An 11,242-nucleotide genomic window follows, 5' to 3' on the forward strand; every position below is an offset into this window, starting at 1 on the left:
TGGCAAGCTTGGGACAGGCCTCAGTCAGTTTGCGGCCAATCCTCGTCGGGAACGTCGTAGATATCACCGCCCTCCACGCCATCGATTTCGTACTGTGTCAGATAGTCGCCGAGCAGGTCGCCGAAGTGGTCCTGCTGCGTCTGTCGCTTGCCCTCCGCAATAAGGCCCGGAAGCAAGAGCGCAACCGCGCCGACGCCCGCAGCCACGGTGCCTAGGACTCCAGCCAGCGGGGCCATCGCCGCCCTGACTGCCAGATGACCTAAAAGGCCTGCGCCGCCCTCGATCGCTGATGCCAGGCCCGCCAACGACGCCAGTGCGCCTGACGTGATGCTGATACCACCACTGACGAGGTCGCCCTTGCGAATCGACTGAACCCCATCAAAGATTCCGTACGCACCCGCAACGATGCCGGCCAAACCGCCGATACCCTTGGCACCGCTTTCAAATTTGTCGGCAGTGCCAGTGAGTGATTTTATGGGGTCGTCGAAAAAGGCTCTGATTTTCGGATCAAGATCAGTGTTTCCTTTGTTTTTCAGGTAGCTTTTCAGGTTCTTGGCACCACCCTCGGTGAGCAGGGTCGTCGTCATGACCGATCCGGTGGTGATGTCTATGATGTTTCGTTCGGTCAGGTTTGAGCCATTCTGAGCGCCTTTGGCGATCGTCACGCCAGCCATGAAGATGCCGCTAACGCCATGCAGTACCCCTTTGTCAGACAAGTTCTTGAGGTCGGGGTTGAGCCAGGACGACTTCAATTCCGCCAGCGACTTGGTGCCTTGGCGCAGAATGTCCCAATTCGAACGGATACCCGCGACGATCTGATCGGCCGTTGCGACGGTGCCATCCGGATTGGTCACGAGTTCTGGATTGGACTGGATAAGCGTCTCGGCCATCGTCCTGACTTTTGCCTCGTCAAGCTCGTCACCGCCATTGATACCCAGGGCTTGCTTGACATCCTCGAAGGTGCCGTCTTTCATGGCGTTGTCGCGCCCGATCCGGCTGAAATTGTCGTTCAACTGTGGGTCTAAACCTGCGGTGACGCTGGGATCCAGCGCCGCGTTGTAGAGCGCGACCTCCGCGGAGAAGGTGCCGACCGCTTCTTCGAAGGTGCCCGTTTCCATCAGTTCTTCCAGTCGCGTCCCGGAAGCTAGCGACTGCTCGTAATAATCCTGGAACGCCTGGGCATGCTGAGAGGCAGCGAGCCCCTTCTGAATTTCTACCCGATCATTGATGCCGAGCGCTTCCTGATAAAGCGTTGCCGTCGAGAAGTATTCGGCCAGCACCGCCTGTTGGTCGGTGCTGCCGTCTTTCGTATGCTTTTCCCATAGCGCATCAAGAGCTGCACCGGACTTGATGTCATCGTAGTTTTTTTGCACCGAGTCCTTTAACCCAGGAACTGCCTCAAATAGATTGGCCATCTGCGTCGAGGTGGTTTCATTAAGAAACTTGACCACCTCGGGATCACTTTGTAGCTGCTCAATGTGGCTGTTGACATCGGCAAGCAGCTTGTTGGGATCTGGATGGCTGCGAACAGCGTTGGCGATGGACACCTTACCGTAGTCGTCACTCCACATACCTGCAGCCGCACCGTCGATGATCAACTGTTGCGCCTTGAGCAGATCCTGTAACACCGCGGCGCGCTGTTCGACGGAATAGTTGCCTGGGTTTTCGAAGACGTCCCTGCCCAGGTCACTGGTATCGATGCCGGAGACCGAGTTGGTATTCGCTACCTGATTAAGGAATAGCAGTGCGTCCCCAGAGGTCTTGGGGCTGGTATTCTTCAGCCAGTTTTGGATATCGTTCTTGCCGAGCTTTCCATCAGGTCTGCTCTCCAATGGTTTCCCAGCGGTTTCGAGCATTTCGAACGCCCCCGTCTGCGACCAAAAAGTCAGGGCTTGCTTCAAGTCATCGCTGATGTTCGGGTTTTCATCCAGGTATTTGTGCAAGGCCTCGCGCGACAGATGTTTACCGCTATCGGTCCGATCGCTGATCTCGTCAAAGTTCTCCAGCAGCAGCGCCGAATGCTTCGCAAGCTCTAGGGAGGTTGCGTCAGCATTCGGGGAAGCGTTCAGAAAGTCGTTATAGGCGCCGATGTCGTCGGCTTTGACAGCAACAGGGCGTAGCCACGCATTCAGATCGTTGCTGCTGATTTTGCCGTCGGCCTTGTTGTTGTGTGCCTTGGTATCAAGCAGGTCAAAAAACCCTTTGTTATCGAGCAGAAACTGTGCCGCCTCGCGTTCTTGCGCGCTTCGATTTTCATCGACAGCGAACTTCCTCAAATCCTTATCACTGACAATACTGTCGGAGCCATTCCAGTCGTCCCATCGATCACGAACCGTTTCGATGATCTCGCTGTTCTGCTCGTAAAACTTGCTCTGGTAGCCTTCCTGTTTCCAAACCAGCTGGTTGTAGAGGTCGGGCGTCACATCCTTCGAGACATTGATCTTTTCGCCATTGATAGTCAGGCGGATAAAGCCAGTGTGCTCATCCGGGGGCAGGATGTCTGCGCTCGCCAGTTCTTCTGCTGATAGAAGCGCGCCATCGCCGCGCAATGCAAAGCCTTCGTCGTTGCCCTTTTGCAACGCATCAACCTGGTCGAAGTAATCAGGCGTCGCTTCCTTGCTGATAGTGATTTCATTGCCCTCTTTGTCCCGGGCTGTGTAGGCCACCACCTCGTCATTTACCAGCCATGCCGTGAGGTTCTCGAGATCCTGGAGCGGTACGGTTTCGTCGTTGCGCAGCGTGCGTCCGTGTTGCTGCTTCAGCGCTTCGATCAAGGTGCCAAGCGTTTCTCGCACCGCCACGCCTACCGCACCGCCCAGGTCAGACTTTTTATCGCTGACGTGCTTGCGGGCCGTGCCAAGTATTTTCTCAAAGCGCTGACCCACTCCAGAATCAGGGAATTGGTTATCTACGGGGCGGACATTGCTGTCGATTCGCAAGGGGACGTTCTCCTGATCATAGAGCCGATAGCGCTAGGGGAATCAACTATTACCGTTGCACATGACAGGGGGATGACTTGGCTGGGCGGCTACGACGCAGAGGTGGACGCAGGGAGAGAACCGGCGCTGCAGCCGCTCTAACGCAGCGCTTGCTCTCCATTTCGTAACATTTTCCACGTTTGCACCGCCCCACCCTCAAATCAAGCGTGCGGCCACCAGGATATCCGCCACGGCCTGGAAGGTATTGTCCGGCACCGGGTCCCCCGGCACAGCCCGTCGGGCGATTTCATTGGCCAGGACGCTATCAAGGCTATGGGCGATCCCCAGGCCCGAGGCCTGCGCGAGCATCTGCGCCGCCTCTTCGAACTCGGCCTTGCATACCACTACCGGCACCGGGGTTTCACCGCGCACGTAACGGATGCCCACCACCCAGCCACTCGCGGAGCCGACCATCAACGACGCACGGTTCACCCCCAGCTTGGTAGCCAGGGCTTGCATTTCGCGGCGTTGGCGCTGGCGTTCCTGTTTGATCATCGGATCGCCGTCGCTGTCCTTGCGTTCGCGCTTCTGTTCGCTGAGGGTCATTTTCATGTCGCGACCGAACAACCAGCGTTGCATCAGCACGTCTACCGCACCGACCAGCAAGAAGGCGGCCAGCACCGTGAATACCAGCGGTTTAAGCACCAGGTAGAAGGTCGATTCGATGCAGCCAGCACCGCAGCGCGATGACTCCATCAGCGCCTGTAACGCCATGCGCCCGACCACGTAGAAGGCCAGGCCCAGGAGCACGACCTTGACCACGCCCTTCAGGAATTCGACGAAGCTGCGCATCGAAAAAATGCGTTTGAAACCTTCGGACGGGTTGATGCGCTTGATGTCTGGCTTGATCGGTTCGACCGAGAACACCACGCCACGCATGGTGATGATGTTGGTCAGGATCACCGTCCCCACGGTCACGGCCACCACCGGCAGGGTGAGGTTGATCAGCAATTGCTCGGCGGTGTCCAGCACGCGTGGCCAGACGCTGTGAAAGGGCTCGATGTAGATCAGCGCGATCAGGTCCAGCAACGCGGTGATCTGTGCCTGGGCCTTGGGCACCATGATCGAGATGCACAGCGTGCAGAACAGGATGACCATGCCCGAGACCAGGTCTTGACTCTTCGACACCTGGCCTTTCTTGCGCGCTTCGCGAAGCTTTTTGTCCGTGGCCGGTTGTGATTTTTCTTCGCTGCTATCGCTCATCGGTGCTTCCCATGGTAAAGGGAGCTCCTGCCGAGTCTGTCAGGGTCTTGAGTAACTCCACGACGCCACGGAATTCGCCGAGTTGCTCGATCATCACCGGGACCAGGAAGCCGATGTAGACCACCATCAAGATAGTGAAAAACAGATTTTTCACCGGCAACGACAGGTCGAAAATGTGCAGGTTGGGGGCCATGCGCGACAGGTAGGCGAGCATCAGGTCGGTGACCAGCATGCAGATGATTAGCGGCCCGACCATGATCACGCCGATACGAGTCACCTGGTCGAGGATTTGTAGCACCGCCAGCAACGCCGAGCTGGCGAACAAAGGCGTGAAGGCAGTCGCGGGCCATAACAGGTAGCTGTGGTAATAGCCGTCGACCAACATGATGAAGCCACTGGACATGAAGAACAGAGCGATCAGCATCACCGTCAGCAAGGTAGCCATGACACTGGATTCACCCGATGACAAAGGGTCCACCAACTGAGCCATGGTCGAGCCACGTTGCAGGTCGACCAACTCGCCGGCCACTTCCGCGGCCCAGAACGGGATACCGAACAGCAGGCCGATGAGGATGCCGATCAAAAATTCCTTGATCAATAAGCCGGCCAGGAAAAAACCGCCATGTTCTGGCAATGCCGTGAAAGCGCCGTACACCGGCACGAACATGGGGATGGCAATGGACACCGCCACGCAACTGCGAATCATGCCGGTCAGGCCCAGGCGGTTGAATGCCGGGGTGATCACCACCACGCCCATGGCGCGACTGGCGGACAGCGCCGCCGAGCTGATCACCGGGTAGGCGACTTCGATGAACTGGTTGGCAAGCTCGATATTCATGCCACTCAGCGCGTCCACAACGGGAAGTTGTCCAGCACCTGGTTTCCCAGTTCAAGCACCTGGCTGGCCAGTAGCGGCCCCACGAACACGATCGTCAGCAGCACTGCCACCAGCTTGACCGCCTGTGGCAGGGTCTGGTCCTGGATCTGGGTCAGGGCCTGCAACAAGCCCACCCCCAGGCCAACGATGATCGCGACAACCAGCGCCGGAGCGGATAAAAGCAACACCGTCATCAGCGCCTGATTCATCAACGAAAGAAATACGTCCTGGCCCATTACGTCACCCCGTAGCTCAGAATCAGGCCATGCATCAAGCGCGACCAGCCGCTCAAGGCAACGAAAAGAAAGAGCTTCAGCGGTATCGAAATCAGCGTCGGTGAAACCATGGACATCCCCATGGCCATCAACACGTTGGCCACCAGCAGATCCACCACCAGAAACGGGACGTACAACAGAAAACCGATTTCGAAAGCACGGGTCAGCTCGGAGCTGACGAACGCCGGCACCAGCACCACAAGGTCATCGTCGCGCAGGTCGGCCCGGGCTTCGGGAGACCAGATGGTCTCAGTGGCCTGGATGAAAAAACCGCGCTCATTTTCGTTGGCGAAACGCGAAAGGTGCGCCTGTAATGGCGGCCTCAGGGCATCACCGAAGGCGGTGAGCTGCTCGATACTTTCGATGTTGAGATCGCGCCCCTGCACCTGTCGGTACATGTCACCTATCAATGGCGTGGTGACGTAGACCGACAGGATCAACGCGATGCCGTACAGCACCATGTTGGGCGGTGTCTGTTGCACGCCCAGAGCGTTGCGGATCAGGAACAGCACCACGGAGATTTTCATGAAACCGGTCAGGGTCACTACCGCCAACGGGATCAAGCCAATGGTGGCGACGACAACGATGATTTCAATCAGGTTGGGCTGGTAGCCATTCATGATGTGGCGATACTCAACACGCGCACGCCCAGGCCCGGACCGATCCTGACCAGTTGCCCCAGCCCGACGCGCCGCCCGTTGACCATCAGGTCCACGCTGTCCTGGCGTTGTTCGGTGAACGACAGCAGGCTGCCCTCCCCCAGTTCACGCAGTTGCGCCAGGGTCAACTCGATGCTGCCGGCCTGACAGACCATTTTCAACGGCAGGTCGTCCAGGCGCGTATCCAGGCTTTGCCCGTCCGGTGCTTCATTCATGGTGGGTGCTTCGCTCACAGGGAATTCCTTGGGAAAGTTGACGCGCATCGGTGTTTCAAGCAGTTTCAGCGTGGTGCCGTCCTGACCCGCCCGGGCGTACAGACGCTGGTTCACCGCCAGCCGCACCTGGGCCGTGGGCCAAGGATCGAGCATCACCACGTCACCAGGGTTGAGGCTGTACAGCTCGCCGACGCTCAGTTCGGCTTCGCCGGCCTCGACCGCCAGCCACAGACGCAGGTCTGTCAGTGCATGGGGAGCTGGCGATGCATGCTGGTCGAGCCATTGCGCGATCTGTTCGCCGGCCTTGGCGCTCAGGTGCAGCGCTACCGGCATCGACGAACCGCCGAGTTCAACCCGGGTTGCCAGATGCAACGGGCAGGGTTGCACGGCCAGGACGGCAAGGGCCGGGTCGGCGCGGTCAATCAAATTGATGGTTTGCCCGGTCAGGTGCTCCAGGGGTTCGATCAGGCTCAGCAACGCCAGCTCCAGCAGCATCGCGCCAGGCAAGGTGTGCAGGTCCAGAGCAACGGGCAGGCCCAGGGCGTGCAGCGCTTGCGTCGGCAAGTGCAGTCTGATGGCCGACGCATCGTCTTGCTCGCCAAGCCCCAGCAACAGCTCAATCGCCGTAGCGTCAAGCTCGACAATGCAACCCCAGTTCACGCTAATGGCCTGGCCCGCACATTCGCCACTCCAGGCTTCGCGGTTGCGATGCAGGCGGTTGTGCAGGTCTACCCATCGGAGGTCGAACGATCTCAATTGCTCGACAAAGGGAGCCCCGGCGGGGTCATGGCGACCGTTCACGTACGCCCTCCAGTGGCCACACGAGGAATTTCGTCGGCCTCCAGCCGGTGTTCGTCGACACGGCGCTCCAAGCGCTCGCGGTCGTCGAGCAAGGTGTCGCAGGCTTGCGCCTGACGCTGTCGGGCCGCGTGGGCAACCCGGAACACTTCGCGCGTTTGCTCGTGGACTGCCAGGGTGCGGGCCATTTCGCTGACGCTGACTTCCAACTGCCGTTGCCCCCCCTCGTACAACACCTCTAAATGCTCCTGGGCCGCGTGCCAGTTGCTGATCGACACCCCCGCTCCGATCAACCCGTAGATGCGCTCGGCTTCGCGGGCCAGGGCCTCACGATGCAGGCGCAGCTTTTCCTTGGCATCGTCCAGAGCGACGTGGGTTTCCCGACAGCGCTGCTGTTGAGCGGCCAGTTGGCTGGACGCACGTTGTTCACGTAACTGGCGCAAGGCTTGAAGGTTGCGCATGTCATTGGTTTTCATCGGGCCTCCAGGGTTGTCATGCCATGACCCTGCGCATGTGCTTCAGGGTTTCATCGGGGCTGCTTGGCTCGTTGGCGCCTTGGCGCAAGAACGCTTCGATAGCGGCATGCCGCGCAATCGCCTCGTCGGCCAGCGGGTCGCTCCCGGCCGCGTATTCGCCGACGCGGATCAGCATTTCGATCTCGTTACGCCGCGCCATCAACTCGCGCATACGCATGGCCAGGTGGCGCTGCTCGTCGCCACACACTTGGTCCATCAATCGGCTACGGCTTTGCAGCACATCCACCGCCGGGAAAAAGTTGCGTTGCGCCAGGTCGGCGCTGAGCACGATGTGTCCGTCGAGGATTGAGCGGGTTTCCTCGGCCACCGGATCCATCGAAGCGTCGCCTTCGGTAAGCACGGTATACAACCCGGTGATACTGCCGGTCTCGCCGGGACCGGCGCGCTCAAGCAAGCGCGGCAAGGCCGAGAAGAAGGATGGCGGGTAACCGCGACGGGTCGGCGGCTCGCCTACAGCCAGGCCGATTTCGCGCTGGGCCCGGGCAAAGCGGGTCAGGCTATCCATCAGCAACAGCACGTTGCGGCCCTGGTCACGGTGATATTCGGCCAACGCGGTGGCAACGAAGGCCGCACGCACCCGCTCGGCGGCCGGGCGGTCGGAGGTGGCGACCACGGCAACGGTACGCCGCCGGGCCTCGGCGCCCATCTGCACATCGAGCAATTCACGCACTTCACGGCCTCGCTCACCGATCAGGGCGATGATGATCACGTCGGCATTGGTATTGCGCACGATGCTGGCCAGCAGCGACGACTTGCCCACCCCCGGCTCACCGAAGATGCCCATGCGCTGGCCCTGGGCCAGGGTCAGCATGCCGTCGATGCTGCGCACCCCCAGGGACATCGGGTGGGCGATCAGTTGACGGCTGAACGGCGCGGGAGGCTCGGCATGCAAGGGATAACGTAACAACCCACCCAGGGGCGGGCTGCCGTCGAGAAACTCACCCATGGGGCTGATCACCCGACCCAACTGCGCATCGCCGACGCTCACCCCAAGGGTCTCGCCGGTGGCGATGATTTCGGTACGGGTCGACAACCCGTCCATCGAACCGATGGGCGAAAGGATCGCCTCGTCATCCTCGAAACCGATGACTTCGGCAGCCAGGCTGCGGCCGCTGCCGGGTTCACGCAGTTGGCACAGCTCCCCAATGTGCACACCGGCGACGCTGGCGCGCAGCAGCACTCCACGGATACTGCGGATGGTGCCTTTCATGGGGCGCGGCCGGGCATTGACCAAGCGTTCGGCCAGGCGCGGCAGCAGATCATGGGGGATGACGATCACGGCTGTGCCTCGTCGGCAAACGGCAGCAGGTTGCGGCGCAGATTGAGCAACTGGGCTTCGAGCCCCAGCTCTACCGAACCTACCGGGCTGCTCAAGCGTGCCTGGCCAGCTTGCAAGCGATCGTCCGGCTCCACGGCAATCGCCGACAGGTCACGCTCTTGCAACTTGAGCTGCTGGCGTACGGCTTCGGCGTCCTGGCGCGAGACAAACAGAGTCAAGGCCTGGTCCTGGCGGAACGCCCCCAACGCCTTGCGGGTACAGCGCACCACACGTTCGGCATCCTTCATGTCATCGAGTATTTCGCGCACAATGCCCAGCGCCAGGTCAGCCAGGGACGTTTCCAGCCCGGCCAGCCACGCATCGATCTTCAGCGAGGTTTCGCCCAGCAGCGCGCTGACCTGTTCGGCACCCTCCTGGCGACCGCTTTCAAACCCTTCTGCATGGGCTTGTTGCAACCAACGCTCGCTGTCTTGCCGGATGGCCTCGGCCTGGTCACGGGCGCCCTGCAGAAAGGCGTAACCGTCGATCCACAGGTCAGCCTGGTCGGCGCGCAGGATACGGACGGCAGGACGGGTCGGGAGTTCGCTCATCGGGCGCCCTGCTCTTCAAGCTGTTGGAGATTCGAAGCGGCGCTGCGCACGATGGCCAGGGCATTCGCAGCAGGTGCGCGAGTCACCGGCTCGCCCTCGGCTTGCAGCTCGGCAAAACGCAGGCACAGCCAAGGTCGCAGACTGGCGGGCTGCGCCTGCAGCCAGGCGGCTATACATCGGGCGCCATCGCGGTCGATGGTTTCAAGCAGTTCGGCCGGCTGGCGCAGTAAGTCGGCACCGCTGCCCAGGGCGCGGTTTGCCAACGCCAAGGCAAACACATCGCTGCCCAGCAAATCGCGCAGTTGGTTGACTGCATCGCCACGGATTTCGCGGCTCAGGGTAGTGCCATGCAGGATCGCGCCACACAGGCGCGGCAAACGCTTGAAGACTTCGGGAGACAGCAGCAGGACCGGCAGATCGACGGCATCGGGCAGTGGTAGGCGATCGGGGGCTTGCAGTTCATGACTGCTGAGCAGCAAACGCAGCAAACGCGCCTGGAAACGCGGCTGTGTGCGCAACGCATCCAGTTGCGCGCTGCCGAGGGTATCCGCAAAGCACGCCCCAAGAGCGTGTGTGCCGACGAAATCCAGTGGTTGCTCAATCAGCTCCCGCCATTGCTGCAACACGGCCTCACTCATTTAACCTCCTCCAGCGTATACAAGGCTTGGGAGGAACGACGCTGCCAGTACTGCCAGCCCAACACGCCGGCCATCGACAGCACGGCCAGCAACAGCACCCCGAACAGCATCCATGCGCGGGTCAGGTTGTCTTCGAGGATCCATATACCCAGGAAGCTGGCCAGGCGCGGCTGTGGATCGGCGCGACCGCTGACGGACGCGGCTTTGATCACAGTGACCGAGACACCTTCGTAACTCAAACCGGAAATGCCGTTGGCCACCAGGGTTTTGATCTGCGGGATCAACGGGTTGATGTCGGTACTGGGGTCGTAGCGCACCAGCACTGAAGCCGACGACGGGGAAATCACCCGTTTGAGCAGGTCATTGTCGGGCAACACCACATGTACCCGGGCAGAGACCACACCGTCGATCAGCGAAACGCTGTGCGAGAGTTCTTCACTGAGCGCATAGACCATCTGCGCCCTTTCCTGCACCGGGGAAGATACCAGGCCATTATTCTTGAACACCGCCCCCATGTTAGAAAAGGTCTGGCCCGGCAAGCCCGCTTCCTCGAGCAGGCTCATGGCTTCGGCAAAGCGCTTCTCGTCCACCACCACGGTGAGCTGGCCATTTTCCTGGACCTTGCGTGAGGCCGGCACACCATCGCGCAGCAGCACTGCAACCATGGCGTTGGCCTCGCGTTCGCTGAGGTTGGTGTACAGGTCGATATCGCAGCCCTGCAGCAAGCTGGCAAAGGTCAGGACAATCATCAGGCGCACGGCATGGCAACGGCGGAACATGGCTTTATTGACCTTTCAAGAGCGTGTTGGCTGCGCCGGAAATCTGCGTCGCGCCACGAACGACCATCTGAGTTTCAATGGAGTAATCGAACATGCGGCCCAATGACTGAACGATGTGGTCGATCTGTTGATCTCCGACCTTTTTTGCCGGCTCGCCCGCGCCGGCACCCGTGGGTAGCGAAGCCAGTTGTTGGCCGCCGGCAGGCGTCACGGCGCTGCCCGCCGTCGGCCCATTCGTCAGCGCATCGGCACGCTTGGCGAAGTTCTGCGAACGGTCAATGAAGCCGTTCAGGCGCTCCATCAGGCCTTCGCCGATTTGCTGTGGGCCGGCCCCGGCAGGCATGCCTTTGGCGCTGTCAGTCATGTGTTCGAACAGATTCTGGGAGGCCTGCAGATCGACCTGCCCCCCCGAAGG

The 11,242-nt window shown here is 60.5% G+C and carries 12 protein-coding genes; all 12 read right to left on the bottom strand.

Annotated features, from left to right (window positions below; genetic code table 11):
* Window positions 1-20 precede the first annotated feature (20 nt).
* Entirely contained in the window at window positions 21-2,939 is a 2,919-nt protein-coding gene (locus HU811_RS05210) for a type III effector HrpK domain-containing protein (protein ID WP_186654468.1), read from the bottom strand.
* A gap of 195 nt (window positions 2,940-3,134) precedes the next feature.
* On the bottom strand, window positions 3,135-4,181 hold the full coding sequence (locus HU811_RS05215; RefSeq protein WP_186654469.1) for an EscU/YscU/HrcU family type III secretion system export apparatus switch protein: 1,047 nt from the start codon (window positions 4,179-4,181) through the stop codon (window positions 3,135-3,137).
* Complete coding sequence (gene sctT / locus HU811_RS05220) at window positions 4,171-5,019, bottom strand: type III secretion system export apparatus subunit SctT (RefSeq protein ID WP_186654470.1); 849 nt, start codon at window positions 5,017-5,019, stop codon at window positions 4,171-4,173. The genes HU811_RS05215 and sctT overlap by 11 nt, the downstream gene beginning before the upstream one ends.
* Before the next feature lie 5 nt (window positions 5,020-5,024).
* Window positions 5,025-5,294: a type III secretion system export apparatus subunit SctS gene (gene sctS / locus HU811_RS05225; RefSeq protein ID WP_186654472.1), complete on the bottom strand. Its 270-nt coding sequence runs from the start codon at window positions 5,292-5,294 to the stop codon at window positions 5,025-5,027.
* Window positions 5,294-5,953 carry a type III secretion system export apparatus subunit SctR gene (gene sctR / locus HU811_RS05230; RefSeq protein ID WP_186654473.1) on the bottom strand — a complete coding sequence of 220 codons (660 nt, stop codon included), beginning with the start codon at window positions 5,951-5,953 and terminating at the stop codon, window positions 5,294-5,296. Before sctR ends, sctS begins: the two co-directional genes overlap by 1 nt.
* The gene (gene sctQ / locus HU811_RS05235; protein WP_367616231.1) at window positions 5,950-7,008 is read right to left on the bottom strand and encodes a type III secretion system cytoplasmic ring protein SctQ; all 1,059 of its coding nucleotides are present in this window, start codon (window positions 7,006-7,008) and stop codon (window positions 5,950-5,952) included. The genes sctR and sctQ overlap by 4 nt, the downstream gene beginning before the upstream one ends.
* The gene (locus HU811_RS05240; protein WP_186654475.1) at window positions 7,005-7,481 is read right to left on the bottom strand and encodes a YscO family type III secretion system apparatus protein; all 477 of its coding nucleotides are present in this window, start codon (window positions 7,479-7,481) and stop codon (window positions 7,005-7,007) included. The genes sctQ and HU811_RS05240 overlap by 4 nt, the downstream gene beginning before the upstream one ends.
* Before the next feature lie 16 nt (window positions 7,482-7,497).
* The gene (locus HU811_RS05245; RefSeq protein ID WP_431191929.1) at window positions 7,498-8,811 is read right to left on the bottom strand and encodes a FliI/YscN family ATPase; all 1,314 of its coding nucleotides are present in this window, start codon (window positions 8,809-8,811) and stop codon (window positions 7,498-7,500) included.
* 5 nt (window positions 8,812-8,816) lie between these two features.
* Window positions 8,817-9,410, bottom strand: a complete 594-nt coding sequence (gene sctL, locus HU811_RS05250; RefSeq protein WP_186654480.1) for a type III secretion system stator protein SctL — start codon at window positions 9,408-9,410, stop codon at window positions 8,817-8,819.
* Window positions 9,407-10,048 carry a type III secretion protein gene (locus HU811_RS05255; protein WP_186654482.1) on the bottom strand — a complete coding sequence of 214 codons (642 nt, stop codon included), beginning with the start codon at window positions 10,046-10,048 and terminating at the stop codon, window positions 9,407-9,409. The genes sctL and HU811_RS05255 overlap by 4 nt, the downstream gene beginning before the upstream one ends.
* The gene (gene sctJ / locus HU811_RS05260; RefSeq protein WP_186654484.1) at window positions 10,045-10,827 is read right to left on the bottom strand and encodes a type III secretion system inner membrane ring lipoprotein SctJ; all 783 of its coding nucleotides are present in this window, start codon (window positions 10,825-10,827) and stop codon (window positions 10,045-10,047) included. The genes HU811_RS05255 and sctJ overlap by 4 nt, the downstream gene beginning before the upstream one ends.
* A gap of 4 nt (window positions 10,828-10,831) precedes the next feature.
* Window positions 10,832-11,191 carry a hypothetical protein gene (locus HU811_RS05265; RefSeq protein ID WP_186654488.1) on the bottom strand — a complete coding sequence of 120 codons (360 nt, stop codon included), beginning with the start codon at window positions 11,189-11,191 and terminating at the stop codon, window positions 10,832-10,834.
* Window positions 11,192-11,242 lie beyond the last annotated feature (51 nt).

The organism is Pseudomonas tehranensis, from assembly GCF_014268615.1.
Taxonomy (GTDB): domain Bacteria; phylum Pseudomonadota; class Gammaproteobacteria; order Pseudomonadales; family Pseudomonadaceae; genus Aquipseudomonas; species Aquipseudomonas tehranensis.

Coding starts and splice junctions, on each gene's coding strand:
- sctS (WP_186654472.1), bottom strand. CDS start 5,294: ATGGGCCAGGACGTATTTCTTTCGTTGATGAATCAGGCGCTGATGACG.
- HU811_RS05265 (WP_186654488.1), bottom strand. CDS start 11,191: ATGACTGACAGCGCCAAAGGCATGCCTGCCGGGGCCGGCCCACAGCAA.
- sctT (WP_186654470.1), bottom strand. CDS start 5,019: ATGAATATCGAGCTTGCCAACCAGTTCATCGAAGTCGCCTACCCGGTG.
- sctR (WP_186654473.1), bottom strand. CDS start 5,953: ATGAATGGCTACCAGCCCAACCTGATTGAAATCATCGTTGTCGTCGCC.
- sctL (WP_186654480.1), bottom strand. CDS start 9,410: ATGAGCGAACTCCCGACCCGTCCTGCCGTCCGTATCCTGCGCGCCGAC.
- HU811_RS05240 (WP_186654475.1), bottom strand. CDS start 7,481: ATGAAAACCAATGACATGCGCAACCTTCAAGCCTTGCGCCAGTTACGT.
- HU811_RS05215 (WP_186654469.1), bottom strand. CDS start 4,181: ATGAGCGATAGCAGCGAAGAAAAATCACAACCGGCCACGGACAAAAAG.
- sctJ (WP_186654484.1), bottom strand. CDS start 10,827: ATGTTCCGCCGTTGCCATGCCGTGCGCCTGATGATTGTCCTGACCTTT.
- HU811_RS05255 (WP_186654482.1), bottom strand. CDS start 10,048: ATGAGTGAGGCCGTGTTGCAGCAATGGCGGGAGCTGATTGAGCAACCA.